This is a genomic window from Sphingobacterium yanglingense, assembly GCF_004363245.1.
In the GTDB taxonomy this organism is placed as follows: Bacteria; Bacteroidota; Bacteroidia; order Sphingobacteriales; family Sphingobacteriaceae; genus Sphingobacterium; species Sphingobacterium yanglingense.
The window spans coordinates 169,296-189,101 of the sequence record NZ_SNYV01000018.1 but is presented as its reverse complement, the minus strand read 5'-3'; the positions used below and the strand labels follow the sequence as shown (position 1 = coordinate 189,101).

The 19,806-nt window shown below is 39.9% G+C and carries 18 protein-coding genes; 9 read left to right on the top strand and 9 right to left on the bottom strand.

The annotated features are described in order from the left end of the window. Positions 1 to 856 precede the first annotated feature (856 nt). Both CLV99_RS20475 and CLV99_RS20470 read right to left on the bottom strand, forming a co-directional pair. The gene (locus tag CLV99_RS20475) at positions 857 to 1,267 is read right to left on the bottom strand and encodes a VOC family protein (protein ID WP_133586377.1); all 411 of its coding nucleotides are present in this window, start codon (positions 1,265 to 1,267) and stop codon (positions 857 to 859) included. 142 nt (positions 1,268 to 1,409) lie between these two features. Next, positions 1,410 to 2,027, bottom strand: a complete 618-nt coding sequence (locus tag CLV99_RS20470; protein WP_133586376.1) for a hypothetical protein — start codon at positions 2,025 to 2,027, stop codon at positions 1,410 to 1,412. A gap of 237 nt (positions 2,028 to 2,264) precedes the next feature. Between CLV99_RS20470 and CLV99_RS20465 the strand changes: the two genes are divergently transcribed. Both CLV99_RS20465 and CLV99_RS20460 read left to right on the top strand, forming a co-directional pair. Then, positions 2,265 to 2,798 (top strand): hypothetical protein, encoded by a 534-nt coding sequence (locus CLV99_RS20465; RefSeq protein ID WP_133586375.1) that lies wholly within the window; start codon positions 2,265 to 2,267, stop codon positions 2,796 to 2,798. 145 nt (positions 2,799 to 2,943) lie between these two features. Then, positions 2,944 to 3,249: a hypothetical protein gene (locus CLV99_RS20460; RefSeq protein WP_133586374.1), complete on the top strand. Its 306-nt coding sequence runs from the start codon at positions 2,944 to 2,946 to the stop codon at positions 3,247 to 3,249. Positions 3,250 to 3,276: 27 nt separating this feature from the next. Here CLV99_RS20460 and CLV99_RS20455 read toward each other — a convergent pair whose 3' ends face one another. Both CLV99_RS20455 and CLV99_RS20450 read right to left on the bottom strand, forming a co-directional pair. Continuing rightward, on the bottom strand, positions 3,277 to 3,795 hold the full coding sequence (locus CLV99_RS20455) for a hypothetical protein (RefSeq protein WP_133586373.1): 519 nt from the start codon (positions 3,793 to 3,795) through the stop codon (positions 3,277 to 3,279). A 27-nt stretch (positions 3,796 to 3,822) separates the two neighbouring features. After that, the gene (locus tag CLV99_RS20450) at positions 3,823 to 4,185 is read right to left on the bottom strand and encodes a DUF2200 domain-containing protein (RefSeq protein WP_133586372.1); all 363 of its coding nucleotides are present in this window, start codon (positions 4,183 to 4,185) and stop codon (positions 3,823 to 3,825) included. A 220-nt stretch (positions 4,186 to 4,405) separates the two neighbouring features. On the opposite strand from CLV99_RS20450, the gene CLV99_RS20445 reads away from it, so the two are divergent. Then, a complete protein-coding gene (locus tag CLV99_RS20445; RefSeq protein WP_133586371.1) occupies positions 4,406 to 5,767 on the top strand; it encodes a sensor histidine kinase in 1,362 nt (453 codons plus the stop codon). 28 nt (positions 5,768 to 5,795) lie between these two features. Here CLV99_RS20445 and CLV99_RS20440 read toward each other — a convergent pair whose 3' ends face one another. After that, entirely contained in the window at positions 5,796 to 7,697 is a 1,902-nt protein-coding gene (locus CLV99_RS20440) for an AAA domain-containing protein (RefSeq protein ID WP_133586370.1), read from the bottom strand. Positions 7,698 to 7,867: 170 nt separating this feature from the next. Between CLV99_RS20440 and CLV99_RS20435 the strand changes: the two genes are divergently transcribed. Together CLV99_RS20435 and CLV99_RS20430 are read left to right on the top strand one after the other, a co-directional pair. After that, a complete protein-coding gene (locus tag CLV99_RS20435) occupies positions 7,868 to 8,740 on the top strand; it encodes a helix-turn-helix domain-containing protein (protein WP_211348593.1) in 873 nt (290 codons plus the stop codon). 208 nt (positions 8,741 to 8,948) lie between these two features. Further along, the gene (locus CLV99_RS20430; RefSeq protein ID WP_133586369.1) at positions 8,949 to 10,472 is read left to right on the top strand and encodes an acyl-CoA dehydrogenase family protein; all 1,524 of its coding nucleotides are present in this window, start codon (positions 8,949 to 8,951) and stop codon (positions 10,470 to 10,472) included. 127 nt (positions 10,473 to 10,599) lie between these two features. Here the strand turns inward: CLV99_RS20430 and CLV99_RS20425 are convergent, their stop codons facing one another. After that, complete coding sequence (locus tag CLV99_RS20425) at positions 10,600 to 11,724, bottom strand: lipid II:glycine glycyltransferase FemX (RefSeq protein WP_133586368.1); 1,125 nt, start codon at positions 11,722 to 11,724, stop codon at positions 10,600 to 10,602. 186 nt (positions 11,725 to 11,910) lie between these two features. Then, positions 11,911 to 12,582 (bottom strand): metal-dependent transcriptional regulator, encoded by a 672-nt coding sequence (locus CLV99_RS20420; RefSeq protein ID WP_133586367.1) that lies wholly within the window; start codon positions 12,580 to 12,582, stop codon positions 11,911 to 11,913. Between the two features lie 115 nt (positions 12,583 to 12,697). On the opposite strand from CLV99_RS20420, the gene CLV99_RS20415 reads away from it, so the two are divergent. Continuing rightward, positions 12,698 to 13,519, top strand: coding sequence for a ZIP family metal transporter (locus CLV99_RS20415; protein ID WP_133586366.1), 822 nt, complete (start codon positions 12,698 to 12,700; stop codon positions 13,517 to 13,519). A 19-nt stretch (positions 13,520 to 13,538) separates the two neighbouring features. On the opposite strand, the gene CLV99_RS20410 is transcribed toward CLV99_RS20415, so the two are convergent. Together CLV99_RS20410 and CLV99_RS20405 are read right to left on the bottom strand one after the other, a co-directional pair. Continuing rightward, positions 13,539 to 14,198, bottom strand: a complete 660-nt coding sequence (locus tag CLV99_RS20410; RefSeq protein ID WP_246032818.1) for a peptidylprolyl isomerase — start codon at positions 14,196 to 14,198, stop codon at positions 13,539 to 13,541. 139 nt (positions 14,199 to 14,337) lie between these two features. Further along, positions 14,338 to 15,111: a DUF3050 domain-containing protein gene (locus CLV99_RS20405; protein WP_133586365.1), complete on the bottom strand. Its 774-nt coding sequence runs from the start codon at positions 15,109 to 15,111 to the stop codon at positions 14,338 to 14,340. Between the two features lie 128 nt (positions 15,112 to 15,239). Between CLV99_RS20405 and CLV99_RS20400 the strand changes: the two genes are divergently transcribed. From CLV99_RS20400 to CLV99_RS20390, 3 genes are all read left to right on the top strand, one after another. Further along, positions 15,240 to 16,598: a WG repeat-containing protein gene (locus tag CLV99_RS20400; RefSeq protein ID WP_133586364.1), complete on the top strand. Its 1,359-nt coding sequence runs from the start codon at positions 15,240 to 15,242 to the stop codon at positions 16,596 to 16,598. 248 nt (positions 16,599 to 16,846) lie between these two features. Beyond that, a complete protein-coding gene (locus tag CLV99_RS20395) occupies positions 16,847 to 19,015 on the top strand; it encodes a sensor histidine kinase (protein WP_211348592.1) in 2,169 nt (722 codons plus the stop codon). Next, complete coding sequence (locus CLV99_RS20390; RefSeq protein ID WP_133586362.1) at positions 19,008 to 19,637, top strand: response regulator transcription factor; 630 nt, start codon at positions 19,008 to 19,010, stop codon at positions 19,635 to 19,637. The genes CLV99_RS20395 and CLV99_RS20390 overlap by 8 nt, the downstream gene beginning before the upstream one ends. Positions 19,638 to 19,806 lie beyond the last annotated feature (169 nt).

Below are 19,806 nucleotides of genomic sequence, written 5' to 3'. Positions count from 1 at the left end.
TTGTGCCAACAATCAATTTTAAAAGAAATTAAGAGTATTTTTTTTCTAAAAAAAAGCAAAACTAAGTCTTAGAACTATAGTATAGAAGTATCACAGATATTGATATTTAGTAAATTATCAGATTTGATCATCAATATAATGGTATTTCATCTGAAGTGAGTTTCCATTCTAAAAGTAATTTTCAATACAAAGTTATGATAACCCCCTTTGTAGGTTCTAAATGTTCTAGGAAATAAGAGCTGCTAAATAATCGAATCGTTAATATCAGTCTTTTATATCTATAAAACTTAGTTATATTTGTAATAGATAGATTTTATCTATACATTTATAGTAATTAGACTTTTAGGTCAAATCGATCTTTATCAGATTTCTTAATTCGGTGGGTAAGCAGGTGGGTAAAAATGCCTGTTGTATGATCTTAGAAGATAAAAATATTGTATAGTTTTGATAAATAACGAATTAGCGAAAAATAGTTGTGATCCCAGCGGGATCACAAAGAAAGCTCAATCAAAAGATTGGGCTTTCTTTTTTTTATACTATGGGATGAGAACAGAAGCGCCGGGATGGGTTCGAACATAGCGTAGCTCGTTGCAGCCCTATGTGCGGGCATTGCGGGGCGCAACATATCCCAGCGGGATCACAAAAAGCAACTTCAAAAGAGTTGCTTTTTTTTGTTTTTACCCGCTTGGAGTTCGAACAGAATGTCTTATGTAGTTTCAAATCTATATTAAAAATATTGAACAAAAAACAGGCAATTCCGTTCAAACTTTGAAAACCTTGCCATTGAAAAAGGATTTATCGAAGATGGCCACATCATTTTTTTTGGCAATTGCTAATCAAAACTATATGATTTCGATTAGTTGGTAGTAGGGATTTTACTCATGTCCATATAGAATACTTCCCAGGTGTGACCATCAAGATCTTCTAATGTACGTTGCTGCATGAAGCCATAATCTCTCATCTCGGTTGGCTCTACCCCACCTGCCTCTAGCCCTTTTATCATCATGGTATTGACCTCCTCGACCGACTCCATCGATAGGGAGAAAAGACCTGCTACACTGGACTTGGTGTCGGCAATAGGTTTGTTGATAAAAGAAGAGAATTTGTCATGGGATAAAAGCATAACATAGATATTTTCGCTCCAAACCATGCATTTGCCCGATTCGTCTGAAAACTGAGGATTATTTGTAAAACCGATTGCGCTGTAGAAATCCATCGATCGCTGGACGTCTGCAACGGCTAAATTGATAAAAATTTGTTTTGCCATTTTATATAGGTATTAGTTTTGTTTATAGAATTATACGCAAAGATGGTTGAATTGCTCCTGTTTTGAATTGTCCTAAGGCAAGAAATGAGACCGTATCGGAAAGGACCGCACACTTTCGGAAAAAGCCATACCTCCAGAAGAACTATTTTAATAGTTTAAATCGACCAGTCTCCAACACTGTGAATATGGATTCTTCGTGGGTAGGTACTTCGCTCATATAATTCCAACTCTGAATGCTGATCCGATCCTTCTCCAGCTTTCCGATTTTACTAAATGCAGATTCGGCTATCTCATCATAGGCAATATCTAGCTGATCGATGATACTCCCGTTTTTATCTAGGGTAACTAAAGTGGTATAGAGTTCGTGTTCGCCATCTCTATAGGTAATAACGACGGCACTGAAATTCTCGGAGAAAGGCACTTTATATCTTAACTTAAAATCCTCTGCTGTGTTGTTTGAAGTTTTAAATTTTATCTTTTTGATGAAAATATCGTCTGCTATTCCTTGTGCATGATAATTATCAAAATTAGTCGAATCGGTGATTACAAAGTTTCTAATTGGAAGCTTTTTTAAGACATCGTCCTCCTTACTATCATTGCTTTTGTCTACAGTCTGCTCCCGAACTCCTTCCGAACTATCAGTTTTAGTTAATTCCGTATGGGGCTCTTTTGCCGTTGCTGCCTGCTGTTTCCCACCATTGTTGCAGGATAGGAGGCCTAAGCATCCTGTTACCGTCAGTGCTATTAATACTTTTTGCATATGTTCGCTTTTATCCGTACCTACCTCGGTTTATCGGAAGGAACTTCTGATGATTTTTGCAGCAATTCCTGTACCAAGGCTCCAATCGTGGAAAAATCAAAAAGTAAATTATCTTCTATAACGCGCCCTCATCTTGGTCCAGGACAAAGCAGCGCTATCCTCCAATTCCTAAATTGGGACGAGCACTTCTTTTTTGGAACATACTTTGCTAAATAAATAGCGTATAGAACCTTGTTCATGAAAAGAAAACCGCTGCCCCTACTGCAAAAAACATTGCTCGGTCTGCTTATACTCATTCTGGGCATCATGTTTGCAGATCTATTGCTGCGCTTGTTGTTTGATATCAGTTTGGAGATTGGACTGTTGATTCTCCCTTTTGTGGGAATAGGGTTCATTAGTCTGTTGGTCTTTTTTCGGAAAAAGAAGCTTTTTATCGGGGTACTTTTAGCGATTCTCAGCGGCTTGGTGTTGATTTATTCCAACCTGACAAAAGATGGTTTCTTTGGTGGTTCCTTAATAAAAAGCAGCGAATATGCCATTCGAGTCACACCCCACAGCTATTGGATAGTCAAGCATTATAATTTTGCAGAAAGGGTAATCGCAAGGAAAAAATCTGATATCTTTTTCGATCCGGACTCAAAAACGGGATATGACCGGGGATATACTATACAGATAAGCAAGGAAACAGCCGACAGCCTCTATATTGAAATAAATTCTGATCGTCGCCAGCTGGACAGTTTAAAAAAGAGAGGTCTTTGGGAAAAGAAATGAAAGCAAAATGAGTACAATAGAAAAAGGAGTTGACAGAGGTTACTTACTTCAACACAACATCGGGTGATCAGGGGAGAGAGATTTAAGAGGTATCGTACGGTAAAACAAAGTGAATAATATAAAACTAAAAATTTTCACAAACCCAATGGAAAATATGACAATTATATCGCTAGACGATATTAACGCGGACTACCTGCGACTTAACATTATATCGGACAACAAGCCGAGTGGCACTATTGATTTCATTTCGGAAAAAATAAATTTTAATATTATTGGCCCATCTTTCTTTAAAGGAATGGTGCCCATAAGGAATATCGATCTGGAATTCAAGGATGGGAAATTAATTTTCATATTCGACAGTAAAAAGAAATTATTATTCAATTGTAGTTTGGGAGGATTTGAAAAAGTAAGCACACATATCAAGGCTTATGGTAATCCTAGTAATAAATAGGGTAACTTTATGTACGGTGAACAAAGGTTAAATTTTCAGTTTTTTGAAAGCTGCTAGATACTTGTTCCTAACCCCATTATCTTCTTCCCGTTCACAAAGCTCCTTGACCTTGGGGACCAACAGTTTATTATGATCGGTCGCCAGCTTGAGGATCTCGGCCAGGGCATAAGCACCAGCCCAGCGTACAACAGTACCACCTCCAGGTATATTTAGAAGTAGGGCATCGATAGCCGCACCTATCTGCTCTGGGTAGTATTGGACAATGTTCCCAATTACTTTAGCACTCTCCCACTTGACTCTAGGCTCATCGTCAGCTAGCGTCTTTATAACATATGCCATAAGATAATCATCCGATATGCTGGGATCCTTTTTTGTAGCATATTCTATGGCTTCGATGCAGGTTGCTTTATCTATAGCCTTTTGCCGCTCGGCGAATCCCATTAATTCATCTAGGGGCAATTCACGCTGCAAGAGCCATTCGGCAATCATAGCTACCTTGCCTTTGGCTTTAATGGACTTGTCCCGAAAAACTTCTTCTATAGTCATCTAAACAATTACAAAGTATCGAAAAATTTAACTCCGCAAAATCTTTTCCATCTTCTTACCCTTGGCCAGCTCATCAACCAATTTATCCAGGTATCTGGCTTTCTGTGTCAACGGATTCTCGATCTCTTCTACCCGATATCCGCAAATAACACCTGTAATCAGCCCCGCATTCGGATTAATGGTCGCTCTCTTAAAAAACTCCTCAAAAGTAACTCTGTCGGCTATTAATTGCTGTAGGTCATCTTCGTTAAATCCGGTCAACCAAGTGATGACCTGATGCAAATCGGACTCAGTCCGCCCTTTCTTCTCTACTTTTGCTACATAATGGGGATAAACCGATGCAAATATCATCTTTGCGATACGTTCGTTGTGAGCTTCAGAAGTGTTCATATCAGATACCGTCTTTTAAATTATTTTTTCCTTACTAATGTCCTGTCCACTGCTTATCTTTGGTAAAGCAGATACTCTAAATTAGAAAAATTAACAACACACTTTATGTCTTTGCCAAATTTTAACTAAACAGATATCAACTACAAAAGCTCCTAAATAGAAAAAACAAAAAATGTAATTACTTTTTTATATTTACCAGAGCGAGTTGAAGAGCAGACCTATGAAACGTATTCGAAATTATTGGGAAACCCTAACACATATCGGTACCGATGCGTCTATGTCTTACATGGATTTTAAGCGAGCGCACATGGTCAATATGATTGCGTTATTATGTATTCTCCCTACAGTTTACTTTTCCATCACCAACCTTTTCGAACAACGTCCACTTCTTGCCCTGATTAATTTCTCAAATGGCTTATGCGACCTTGTCGTTCTTCTTCTTCAATATCGTCGCAAACATCACTATGCTAAATTGACGTTATTGTCGAGTAACTTTATTTTCTTTTTTGCGGGAGCCATACTCTACCAGAATGGAGCTGAGTATTTTCTACTCTGTATCCTAATCTCTTCCACTTTGCTCTATGACGACCGCCGTATACACCTGCTTTTTGCTTTAGCAGTCACAATAGCCATGGTATTTATTTACACCTCTCCAAATATAAATACCTTCGAACAACCTGTCCCTGTAGCTCGGGTGTTATACAATATAATCTGTTCAATTATCTTTATTGTTGTTTCTGTTAATTTCTTCTTGCAGATTATCTACAGCAATATGAAGAAAATAGAGGATCAACGCCGTAGTCTGCACGCTATCAACAAGGACAAAGAAAAGATTTTTTCGATTATAGCACATGACATCAAGAGCCCTTTTGCAACCTTAGAAACAATGGCTGTGGCACTAGAACAACAAGTGCTCAATGACAGCATATCCCCCGACTTCATGCGTCAATTGAGGTTACGGATAGTACAACAGAACCAAGTACTCGATGACCTCCTCCAATGGGGCAGCAGCAGTCTGCGGGGGATTGCAAATGCGCCCACTCCGCTAATGATCAAACCTATTGTAAATGATATTTTAATTACATTTGAAGAACAGATTCTCGTAAAACAACTAAACCTCAAAATCAGCATTCCTGAAGAAGAGCAGGTGCTTGTGAACAAAGATCACTTGACCATTATTTTACGTAATTTTATAAGTAACGCAATCAAATTCAGCTATGTTACAGGTGAAATACACATTTTTACCTCAACAGAAAAAGAATTTACCTTCATACATATCAAAGATCAAGGTATTGGAATTAACCCTTCTAAGTCAGCACTCCTGTTTAATGAGATTCAGCGCAAATCTCTTGGCACAGGAGATGAGCCTGGTGCAGGTGTAGGTTTGATTCTATGTAAAGACTTGATCGAAAGAAATCAAGGCATTGTACATATACAGAGCACACCTAACAAAGGTTCTGTATTCACAGTGGGGTTACCGACCCACCTTAAAGGAGAGCTAAATTCGAACCAAGGAGTACTAGAAACTTCTATAACAAAAGATATCCCTCTACCAAAAGGAGCGGTAGAGAAAATCATCTAGGTGACTCCACAATCCAAATAGTCTGCTATTATATGATATCCCACTCCCATACACTATGATACCCATTCACAGATTCCACATAATCTAAAAATCCCTTATAAAATGCGTGTTGCCCGATAGTGCTGCTATCACCTATCACGATGAGTTTTTTCTTAGCTCGTGTCAAAGCTACGTTTATACGTCGTACATCCGATAAAAAACCAATGTTTCCGTCTGTATTACTACGCACTAAACTAATATAGATAATATCTTTTTCCTGTCCCTGAAAACCATCTACGGTACTCACCTGAAGATCAATATCGGATAGACCTACCATATCGGACAATAATGTCTTCAACCGATTCGCCTGTCCCCGATAAGGAGTAATGATTCCAATCGTAGGCAATAGTCCTTCGTTATATTCCCCCTCCAACTGAGTTATTAGTGTAGTCAGGTGATTTATCAGAAAATCCGCTTCCTCTTTATTTGACAATGCTCCTTCATCTTCCTTTTCTTCAAAGCCAGCACCTGCCGTATCAATGAAAACAAGAGGTTGACAATCGCCTGTCAAACGCCACTCCGCGGCCGACGGTGCAGCTTTGAGCATCCCATCATACATCGTCATTGAAGGATAGCTCATTATCTGACTATTCATCCTGTATTGGGTATCCAAAAAAGAGACCGAGTCCGGATATTTCTTCACCAGCTTTTCAAACAATGTATTAAAGAGTTGTCTACTCTCCTTTTCTTCCGATTTTATTGTTGGGGGCAATTGACAATGGTCACCGGCCAATAGCAGACGGTCGGCTTTTAAAATAGGAATCCAACAAGCAGGCTCGAGCCCCTGAGCTGCTTCATCTATAACCACAGTATGAAAGCGTCTATCACGAATATGAGGGTGATTGGCACCGACCAACGTAGCCGCGATAACTTGTGCTTTATCCAATAGATCTTCTATTACGTAATCTTGGATACGATCGATATCCTTTCTTATTTTCCGGGCCTCATTCAATAATGCCTTACGCTGTTCATATTCCGAACGTCCAAAATTACGCTTGTACTTGCGTGCCATATCCGTGTAGGCACGGGCTTGTTTCTCCAATCCCTTTACCTCTTTATAACCAGCATGCTTACTCGCCTTCTCATCCAGCGTCAATGCCAGCAAATGCGCTGATACCTTTACCGGGTTCCCTATACGTAAGACATTCAATCCTAAGCGATCAAGTCGTTCGGCCAAAACATCCACAGCCGTGTTACTTGGTGCAACAATCAGTACCTGCTCGCCCGAGCGCTCTATAGCTACAGATATCGCCTTAATCAAAGTCGTCGTTTTACCAGTACCCGGAGGACCATGCAAAATAGCCAAATCACCTTCGCCCAAAATATGTCGAACAGCCTGATTTTGACTTTGATTAAGTGTAACATCATCAAAATCATCTTGACCATGACCAACAGTCAAGGGCTCTAATCCCAATAGCTTTCGGGTTAGCTTACCTTTCTGCGGATCTTCTATCCCACGCTCTGCCTCCAATAGAGCTGCTTTCATTTCACGATACGAGTTTTCATCAAACAAAAGATCCAATCCTAATTTCCCCTTTCGGCTCCATTCCGGAAGCTCTTCTGTTCGAAAAGATACTTTCATCAGGTTTTGATTTACAAAAGCTATAGTACCTTGGATTTTGTCTTCTTGAGGGGAATAATTTGAAAATAAGCTGATGGGCATGCCAAAACGAAATCGATGACCATTTTCAAGATCATTAGTCTTATGGAATGTAACTGTCAGGTAATCCCCCCTACCAAGCTCACTATCGGAGATCTGTATGGGATACCATGTCACCCCCAACTCTTTGCGCTCTGATAGCGTACGCGACGACAAGAGCAACTCATGTTGCGCCCTATCGTGCGCCAACTCCAGCTCCAACAAACCGGCTAAATTCTTAAAATAATCCATCAATCAATACCATCTTTAGAGATGCAAATTAACCTCTTTTTTTTGACAACCACGTTCCCAATAAAAACCAAAGAAAACCTCTAGCCCATTTAGTGCTACATCATATACCTTATATATCAGAAAGATTTTTTAGCTTTAGCTACTGAGCTGACAGATTATACAGGAGCGATATGACAATGGAAAAAAAGGTAAATGCTGATGAATTTGTAGAGCGATTCATGGTCGGCAGCCAAGAGCACTTAAAATACAAACAATTCCCGGTTAAGGTATTCCAACTTAGCGAAATTGCCCCTTTCATAAAATTCCCTACTCCTCCCATCTTTTTAGCCTACAACTTGGTCATTCATCTTACTGAAGGCTATTTCATCTATCAAATTGGCCCTAAAGAATATAGCGTACAGGCTCCAGCTATTCTTATCAGCAGTTATGGGAATATTTCTGCAGTAAAAACCGCAGACAAATCCGTCAGAGGACATTGCATTTTAATCAACGAAGCCGCTATGACCTCTATATTCAGAGCACAGGAAATCCTAAATATTTTCAGTATTTCCCCACTTATCAACCTTCCGCGAGAAGACAGTATCGGCATCCATCAGCTATGCAAGCTACTTTACAAAGAGCTTTATGCTGAAGACTCTTACAAAGAGCTAAATGACAGCCTATTAAAATCCATACTTTTAAAAGTTATCAAGCTATCTTCTTCAGACAAATTACTGAGCAGAAGACAGGAAATCGCGATGATGTTCAAGCACTTAGTTCACAAAAACTTTAAAAAGCACAAGCATATCGGTTTCTATGCAGATAAGCTAGCCGTATCCACCAATTACCTGAATCGATGTGTATTTTCCGTGTTCAGTCAGTCGTCAAAAGAAGTAATCCTTGAAATATGTATCATGCACAGTCAGCTCCTTCTCTTTGAATCCAATAAAAGCATTTCGGATATCTGCTACGAACTCGATTTCTCCGATCCTTCCTATTTCTCACGCGTGTTTAAAAAACTGGTAGGCCTATCCCCTACAGAATACCGTAATAGCGCAAAGTAGAAAACCCAAAGATGCACGATTTGTCCTAGTATTAATACAGGATTAGATACATGCATCATCATAAAATACCTACTTTTGTATCAAAGGGACATCACACAAGTAGTTTATGTGTCCACGCGTTAAAATCACGCAAAAAACAGTGTTTGATTTTGTGCTAGACTCACATTTCTGTTTACCCCTTCATATTTTCAATTAAAAAACGTTTGTTATGCTTAATCTTTTAGAGCAAACCGGTGTACATCAAGATTTCAATGTGTATATAGCATCCTTCAAGGAGCGGTTAGCTAGCCTGTTCAATACTGAATACGATTACAACTCAATAAGTTTGTCTAGAGGCCTACCTCCTACATTCTTGAGTGAGATTATGGCGATGAATCCTTTGTCGGTAGCTATCCCCGAAGAACATGGTGGCAGAGGTGTGCATGTCAAAGAATGCTTGGGCGTACTAGCTGCTGCTTCTTACGAATCCCTATCACTCTCATTGATGTTTGGTATCAACATCGCTTTATTTTTAGAGCCTTTTGCCAAATATGCGGATACTTCTTTACACCCAAGCGTCTTCAACCGTTTTTTGAAAGACAAAGCAATGGGCGGATTGATGATTACTGAGCCTGGATATGGTAGTGATGCACTCAATATGCGTACAGCTCATGAACTCCAAGGTGATACGTATAGCATTAAAGGCCAAAAGCATTGGCAAGGATTGACAGGCGCAGCAGACTTTTGGTTAGTTACCGCACGAAAAACAGTAGCAAATGGGGAACTAGCGAGAGATATCGATTTCTTCGTAACAGACAACTCGATTGAAGAACAAAAGATTATCGTCCAAAAGAAATTCAACAACTTGGGCTTATATGCCATACCTTATGGGTTGAATGATATTGACATCAAAGTACCAGCTGCGCAGAAATTAATTGCAGAAAGTACGGGTATCAAATTGATGCTGGACACTTTACACCGTAGCAGATTACAATTCCCGGGAATGGGAATGGGCTTTATAAAACGACTATTAGATGAATCGTTGCTTCACTGCAACAACAGACGTGTTTCAGGGCAACCACTGAGTGAAATAGATGCTGTCAAATTTCAACTATCTCGTATCCAGGCTGCATTCACGATATGCTCGGCTATGTGTTCATACAGTAGCGGCATGAGTTCTATATCAGCCGATTTATTTGGAAATGCAGTCGATGCAAATAGTGTCAAGGCATTAGTAACTGATTTAATGCAGGAATCTGCTCAGATTGCGTTACAATTGGCTGGTGCCAATGGATACCGCTTAGACCATATTGCAGGCCGCAGTGTAGTCGATAGTAGACCTTTCCAGATTTTCGAGGGATCTAATGAAATGCTATATTCACAAGTAGCAGATTCAATCGCTCGTGTGATGCGCAAAACAAAAGTTAATAATCTCTTGGAATACCTAAAGAGCTATGAGCTCACCAAACATGCTGCAGAAGTATTTGGCGCAACACTAAACTTTAATCTACCAGACCAACCTAAGCAGCGGCAGATGGTTACGTTAGGAAGAATGATTGCACGTGTAGTTTGTTTTCAGTTCGTAATACAGTCTAACCATCTTGGTTTCAACAATGAAATGACAGAAATAACGCGTCAACATATGCAAATGGATCTAAGCATGTTAGCAGGACAGTGGTCTGCTGGAGTACAAGCGGATGCAATGATGAATTATGAAGAGGGCAGTGACTGGTCCAACTTCATACACCAATAAGCACAAAATCACACTACTTTAAATCAAGAATGCCTGCAGTAACTTACCGCAGGCATTTTTTCTGAAACTGCATGTATTATTGATGCGACGCTATATTCTAAGGCACCAATGATGCCCTCTTCGAATATCAACTCAAGTGATAGCTTTGATTCTTAAATTCCATAGAAATATAATATTGATACTTCTGCTTATCTAGAGGATAATCCCAGCATCCCAAGCGATGATAAATATCGCCACCAAAACCTGACTTGAATCGATAAAGCCCATACATAGGATGCGAAGGGTCTGCCTGAGGTGCTACTCCAAAAAAATCATACTCTGTACAACCTTTCTCTCGTGCGATCTGCATCGCTCTCCACTGTAACGCATATGTAGCCATATAATTCCGGTTCTCAGTAGCTGATGCTCCATAGAGATAAGTTCCTCTATTGGCAGAAACGACTAAAAACATTGCAGCTAATGGTTTATCCTCCACTTCCGCCACTAACAGATACACCTCTGCTGGCGAAAGTGTATCATTAGCCCGAGCCGAAAGAATAATCCTAAAATTATTGATGTCGTGTAGAAAAAAATTGTTACGCTCAGCTGTCTGTCTATACAAGTCATACCATATTTCCAAGCTTTCTAGCCCCAACGAACGTATACGCACACCTTTGCGCGATGCAAGATTTATGTTGTAGCGGGTTTTCGCTTTCATCCTACCCAACAACATATCATCATCTCGCTTCAGGTCCATAAAAATCGTATTCGAGGGCAAAATATCGGTATTTGACTTGTGCAGATTCCAATGCTCCGTATTAAAATTGAGTCGCATTTCTTGAATCCTACGCTCAGGCACACCCAACCAATTGCCATGCAGATCATAACAATCGTCATCTTTTGCCCAATGAGACTCCCAAGACAGATCATATCGAATCATAATACAGTTTACCGGTAGTTGCGAACGCAGACTCTCGGACAATTGCTCTAAGAAATATCCTTGATTTTCTTCTGATGGTTCTACTTCGGGCCCATAGGGTACATAGGCTATACAATGATCTTCATCCACTGCCTGTAGGATAACCAAAAGGTCCCCTACAAAATAACTCATATCATCCGTATCGGTGTATAAATCTGACACCTTGGTTTTAAAATTAAAAGCCTTCGATTGCAAGCCTTGAAGTTTTTTAACCGTAGACCAATATGCGGTCTGTTGAATAATACCTGTTTTATAGAGATCGCCTACCTCTTTATCTTCAATATCTGCTATCATGACGCTATTTCGTTCACTTTCTAAAAAACCTCTTAATACAACACGTATTAATCGGCTAAATCCGGCAAACATATCCAATATAAATGGATAAAGCTAAGGGCGATTGTTATTTTAGTGTTAAAAAGTAGCACTAGCTCTCTTACACTACGGAAGAGAGCTAGTGAAAAAGGCTATTTGTCAAGATAATTACTTGGTTTCTTCATTCAATCTACGAACCAAAAGGCTGTCACAGACCAAGGAGGTCAGTACAACCGAGGTGCGTCCCGAATAACTCACATGCATACTACGATCAAAAGGTTCAATTTCCTCTATATGGATAACCACACCAAGGGCAAGTTCACGTGTATTTAGGTATTTCAATAGCGATGCCGAAGACTGACCAACCGCCATTAACTCAACTTGTTCACCAACTATACATTCACTCAATTTGAGGTATGGATTTAGAACGATCTTTCCTTCTTCGCTCGGTATCGGAGAACCATGTGGATCAACGGTTGGATAACCTAAAAGTTCATCCATCTTATTAAAAAACTCTGGAGCATGGATATGCTCTATCTGCTCTGCAATATGGTGTACCTCTTCCCATCCAAATCCCATCTTCTCTACAAGGTACATTTCTGTCAACCGATGCTTTCTGACAACCAAGGCAGCCTCTAATCTCCCCTTCTCCGTTAATTTAAGTGGTTTATAATTCTCATGAATCACCAAACCTTTTTCCGAAAGTCGCTTCATCATACTGTTTACAGTAGGCATTTTTATATCTAAAAAACGACTAACTTCGTTGACAGTAGCCTCCCCTTTTGTGCTAGACAGCATAAATAGAGCCTTAAGGTAATTTTCCTCTACAGATGAGTTCATACACAAATCTACAAAATATTAGACCATACTAATATGTTTGTTGAGAAAAACTTTATTCATATTGTCTAACTCCCTATTTTTGTGGAATAAATGAATCTATCATTAATAAGCTTGTATGTTTGACCCCATCATTTCGTTTTTAGAGCGTACAGATCCCGTATGGGCCGCGTTTTATGCCACTATGTTTACCTGGCTCGTAACAGCACTAGGTGCATCCCTCGTATTCTTTACCAAGGACACCTACAAGAGATTTATGGATAGTATGCTCGGCTTTACGGGAGGCGTCATGGTTGCAGCCAGTATCTGGAGCCTACTCATACCAGCCATCGATATGAGTGAAGGAGAAGGTTTCCAGAAAGTACTCCCCGCAGTATTAGGCTTTCTTGGTGGAGCGGCTTTTCTTTTTGCACTAGACAAAGTACTTCCCCATCTCCATGTTAACTTCAAGCAAGTAGAAGGAATAAAGACACCTTGGCAAAAAACAACCCTTCTTGTCTTAGCCATTACACTGCACAATATTCCGGAAGGTTTGGCTGTAGGAGTCTTATTCGGCGGCGTAGCCGCTGGCATACCCGAGGCAAGCATAGGTGGTGCGATTGCATTAGCTATAGGTATCGGATTACAGAATTTTCCTGAAGGAATCGCTGTGGCCATGCCATTAAGAAGAATGGGAATGAGTACTAGAAAAAGCTTTTTCTACGGACAGTTATCAGCAGTTGTGGAACCAATTGCGGGAGTCGTAGGAGCTATAGCTGTGGCTGCCTTTACCCCTATTCTCCCTTATGCATTAGCTTTTGCAGCTGGAGCCATGATATTTGTTGTCGTTGAAGAGGTAATCCCTGAGGCCCAGCAAAATAAAGGCTCAGACATGGCCACATTAGGATTTATTGCGGGATTTGTTATCATGATGACCTTAGATGTCGCTTTGAGCGGATGATATGAAAAAGGATAAAACGTTACTCTAGGACAGTAAGTGTAAATTGAATTGGAACTATCGGATAGTCGAGACTATCCGTTTTCACTTTACTGATTTTCAGTAGGACATCCAAACCTTCATAGACTTCGCCAAAGACCGTATAGTCACCATCCAACCGAGGCTGCCCTCCAGATTTTAAATAATGAGCTCTCTGCGAGGCTGTATATTTTATTCCTTTCTTGACCTCCAAACTATCCAGATCCACAGCGGAGACAGGCTTTCCTACCACAAAATAAAGCTGATTCAGAAACGAAGCTTTATCCGGATTGTCATCACGTCCCGCTCCCAAAGCACCAACTTTATGAAAAGCACGTTGATCAAACTCAGGTGCCAACCGAGGTTTAGACTGTAGCGGGTCAGCGGATTCGCGTTTCTCAATATCGATATCATGCTCACCTCCCTGCACCAAAAAACCGGATATTATCCTATTGAAAAATGAGGACGCATACGTTCCGTCTTTTATAGCTGTCAAAATCAACTCGCGATGATTGGGCGTAAAATCATAAAGTACCACTTTAACATCACCAAATGACGTTTTAAACAATAGCCGATTCGTCTGTCCGAAAGATAAAGCCTGATAAAACAGAAAAAACAACAGCAATAAAACGGCTCTTCTAAAATTAAAAAATGTCAACATCATGTCATTATAAAAAAAATAGCACAAATCATTTGGTTAGTGTACATATTACACCTATATTTGTAGTATCATAATTTAGGTTTATAATTGGTTACAAAAGGTTTTCATTCTCCCCGCTTGAAAACCTTTTTTCATTAATACATTAGCCCCTATCAATTGCATCGTATATCGCATCCCACAAAGCTATCCTCTTCTTCAAAGCTTCTTTTGATACCGCTTTTATTGCCTCCCATCTAGATTCATCTGTTCCACCAAGCTCTAATATCATCTGCATCGCCAACGGTCCATGCTCATCGGCATCCAACTCAATATGACGCTCAAAATAATATATAAACTTCTGCAGATCTGCATCGGGAAACTGTAGCTGTATCTCCTTTAGTATCGCGTTGAACATTCCTGGTATCAAATCCTCACGCCCGAAGGTAAATGCAGCAGCGACCTCATGATCACCTCCATTAAAAATCACATCAAAAGTGTATAACAAAAAATCTTTGATACGTGCATCTACATCCATTTTACGAATGGCATCTTCCACTCTCGTACCATCTTTGATTACTGACACAAATTGTTCGATGACACTTGTATCTGCTCCCATTGACCGCATAGCATCCAAATACATCTCGTAGTGACTCAACCTACTACCATCGATATACTCATCCGATTCTTCTGCCAGTACAATCTCATTAATAAGATATCTCGTATTCGGATAATCCGAAGCAATCCAAGGTATGCGCACACAGGTCAAGCGGCGTTGCAAACTCTTCAACAACGACATAAAATCCCAAACAGCATAGACATGCGTCTCCGTAAACAATCGCAGATCTGCTATATCTTTAATTTTGGAATACAGAGGATGGGTCAAAAGTAGCTCCCGTTCCTCATGAATGTAGGTATTAATCTCTTCAATCTTATTCATACAACAAAAGTAAGTATTCATTACTGTATCCGTTCAACAAAAAACACAGGTAAATTAAAATTACCTGTTATCGGGGATAGAAAAAAGGGGAAACTATTAGCATATTTGCCTCGTAATTTAACAGAAAGATGAAAAAGTTCACATTAACCCTTTTTATGGTACTTATACTATGTACAAGTATCTGGGCACAATCCCAAAAATCGTTTCGGATTGATTATCGCGTCACGACCGACGCTGGTTCTACAGCAGAAAACAACGAATCTCTTATCAAAGCATGGGTCAACAAAACTCATTTCCGGGTTGATAACGCAATGATGGGAAGTATCATATATGTTGGAAACAAAACTGAAAATTCAGCTTTCGCCTTGTTACCTGATTCCGAAGAATATGTAATTACCGAAGATGGCACGCAAAACGATGAGGAAGAATATGCTTTACCAGTAGAATTGGTAACAGGTAAACAAAAAAAGATTGCAGGCTACAACTGTAAACTAGCAACTGTTAAAGTAGATTACGGTACAGGAGAGGATGAAAGCACTACCATCGAAATCTGGTATACCGAAGATATCCCTAGCCTTTACTGGGGCGAATTTTCCTTTTTCAAACAACTAAAAGGAGCCGTTTTATCTTTAAAACTGGGAGACTATGGTTTTGTTGCAACCAACGTTGTATCAGAAAATGTAGACAACAGCCTATTTGAAATACCAGACAATTATACTGAAATGGAGGACGAAGGCATGAATGGTATGAATGAGCAGCTTTCCGAAGACCGATTCGCCTACGCTGATGAAGAGGGTGTATTATATGGGATAAGAGACGAAGAAGGTAATGCAATTACTCAACCATTATATACCTATATCGGTGTATTTACAGAGGATAATGTGTCCATCGTTATCGACGACAAGGAGAAATATGGAGCCATAGACAAAAATGGCAAAATATTGGTCCCGTGCAAATATGACTACCTCAGCTATGACGAGGGCACACAGCAATACCTATTCGGCCAAACCGAAAAATACGGTTTACTCCATAAAGATGGAAAAGTCTATGTTCCTGCAAAGTACGATATGATTTCATTCTTCAATCAAGGATATGCTACGTTCACACTGAATGACAAAAGCGGTTTGATCGACCAAAATCAGAAAGTAGTAGTTCCGGCCCAATATGATGTCATCTTTGAATACAACAAGCACAATTTCACGACAATAGAAGGTGAAAAATATGTTTTAAACAGTATAGCACAGAAGAAAAAAGTAATAGGTGGTTTTGACTTTCTTTCACTATCGTTGGATTGTAATATTATCTTAGCTCAAAAAGACGGTAAATACGGCTATATCGATGAAAACGGGAAAACAGTTATTCCTTTTAAATTCACATTCGCGAACACCTTTTCTGAAGACATGGCTGCCGTAGCAGAAGACGAAGCAACAGAAGATATATACTACATTAATACGAAAGGTCAACGTATCGATGTAGCACAAAACTAGTTGGTTTTATTACTTCCATCCTATCATCAGGATGGAAGTAATCTTACTACGAATCCTTTGGAGCTGGTCATACCCGACCAACATAAACCTACACCGCTATTTCCCATAGAAAGCTTATATTCGTTGACCTGTTAAAAAAAGTGCTATCTGGCATGGAAGAAAAAGTGATAAGATATATTTTCAAGTACGTTACATACATTTTTAGTGTTACATACCTTCTTTGTCACAATACTGGCCACGCCCAAGGTTTGTTACAACAACTAAAAACAGATTACAATAAGACAGAAGTCGCGAGCATACCACGTTTCCAATTAACAGGAAAATATGCCCAGGCCCTTTTCTTTAACAACGAGCAGGATAAAGCTATCGAGATCTTAGAGGAGAATGTAAAACAAGCCTCTAAACTCGCTGAGGGAAAATACGCAGCCTATCTTTATACGGTGTTAGCAATCAACAACCGTATTTTGGAGCGTATCAGCAATTCCACTAGCAGTATCGAAAGAGCCAAACTATTTGCGACAAATACCTCCGACCTAGAGACAAAAGGTTATGTCAAATATGGTGAAGGCTGGCTCGCCGCAAGAAACAACAAAGAAGCAGAAGCTGTACGCAACTTCTTACAAGCCGCACAATATTTCGACAAAGCTCCTCCTTCGCCCTCGTTAGACGCTCGGAAGTCAACTGTATACAAAGAGCTGACATCGATCTACGCAAATTGGAACGAGTATGAGTTACAGGAAAAATATGGTGCCCTATCACTTCAAGTCGCATTAAAGCAAAAAGATGCAACAGCTATTTTTGAAGCTTACATGTCTATGGGGTATATACATGAACAACGGTTCATCCAATCTCCCCATCTACAGAACCATAGAGACTTAGCCGAAAAATATTACCTACAGGCAATAGACCTCTACAACAAAAACAAACAATCCTTTGCTATTGCTTCTAATTTGTCTTTTGTTGCCAATAACTTAGCCAATCTATACTTACGTTTCTACCCGAGCTCTTACAAAGATAAAGTGAAATATTATGCCCAGTTGGCTCAAAAGCAAGGTCAAGAATCGGAACAACACAACCACATTGCCTCTTCCTACGGCATTCTAGCAGAATTAGCGATTCAAGACGGCGACTTTCTCAAGGCAAAAACCTTCCTTCTTGCCTCTCTTAGCGAAATATACACCGAACCTGTTGTAGATCAGCACATCCTGCTCAGCATCTACGAAAATCTAAGCGATATCTGCGAAAGAGACAACGATTACAATGAATCATTACGGTATTACAAACTCTACGTAGAGACATTTCAAAATATTTATAACAAGGAAAAATTAGGTTTAAGCAAGCGCCTCGAGGCTCAATACGAGAAAGAAAAGCAAATGCAGGAACTCAAAAACCTTCAATTAGAGGCCCAAAAGAAAGAGCAAAAACTACAATTAATGCAAGTTCTTGACCTGCAGCAGCGTCAAGATTTAGAAAATCTAAGACTCCGCGACGAAAACAATCTCAAACGGCTGGAGCTTTCCCGTATGGAGGGTGACCAACAACGACAAGCTTTACGTCTCTCCAAGCTGGAAAGTGAAACAAGAGCTAATGAGGCATTGAACTATCGAAAAGAACTCTCCTATCGTGAAAATATAAATCGCTTTTACACGGTACTCATGATTGCTTCCTTTTTGTTGCTCCTTGTATTGTTCTACGCCTACAGACAACGGACCCGCCATATGAAGCAGCGGGAAAAACTCCATAGCTTAGAGTTAGACAAAGAAAAACAAAGATCCAACATCGCTACCTTAACAGCTATGCTCGATGGGCAGGAACAAGAACGTGGACGATTGGCACGAGATTTACACGATGGTCTGGGAGGTCTCCTTTCTGGCACAAAACTCCACCTATCCCATGTGACCGAGCAATCAGGGCCTGACTTAAAAGGCCAGCTTTCGAAATCAATTAGCCAACTCGATATCGCTGTAGATGAGTTACGACGAGTAGCCCACAATCTAATGCCTGACCTCTTACAGAACTATGGCCTTGAAGAAGCCCTAACAGATTATGCCTCCCGCATGTCCAATGATAATATCGAAATCGATGTACAGTTTCTTCACTACACTTCCCCGATGAGCAAGGAACAGGAATTAATTATTTACCGAATCATCCAGGAGTTGGTAAATAATGCTATCAAGCATGCCTCTCCCCACCAAATCATTATACAGGTAGTGGAGGAAGATGAACGCTACAGTATTACCGTAGAAGACGATGGCAAGGGTTTTGAAATAGATAAACTAAAAAATAACAACAGTGCAGGATTGCACAACATCAACTCTCGAATACGCTTCTTGAACGGCAATCTACATATTCAATCAAGCATCGAATTAGGTACCAGTATAGAATTCTATTTTCCTAAACAGACTACACATGATTAAAATCGCAATCACCGACGATCATCCCTTGTTACTAGAAGGGTTAAAAAACATTTTATCCCAAGACGCAGATCTACAAATCATAGGTTGCTACGAAAGCGCTACCGCCTTAAAAAACGGCTTACAAAGTGCCGCAGTTGATGTACTCTTATTGGATATTAATCTTTCGGACAGTAACGGCATAGATCTGATTAAACCCTTACGGAATCAGTATCCTGCCATGCAGATCATTATTTTGAGTGTACATAACGAGTATGCCGTAATCAATACCGCATTTCAAGAAGGGGCACTAGGATACATCCAGAAAAATGCCGGTGTAGAGGAGATTTTGACAGGGATAAAGACAGTCTTGTATGGTAATCGTTTTACCTGTTCACAGACTAAAACAATCATTGACAAAAAAGCCAAAGATGGACTTAGCAGCGTACCAAAGCTCACACGCAGGGAAAAGGAAATACTAGTTGAAGCGGCAACCGGGCTCACAACCGTTCAAATTGCAGAAAAACTTTTTATCAGTCCACATACGGTAGAAAGTCATCGCAAAAATCTCATTGAAAAATTTAAAACATCAAACTTAAGTTCGGCTATCAAATTAGCCATTGAGTATGGTTTAGTGCGTGCTTAGTATTGGGATTAATCTATTTTAGAGATCGACGAGAAGCTTTTTATCAAGGCTTACCGTCGGTCGATACCCCATATATTCATACGTAGCCTTCGATTCGTACTTTACCCTATTCTCCATAATAAACAGAATCATACCGATTTCTTTGTTCACCTTTCCTTCCACGACCAAA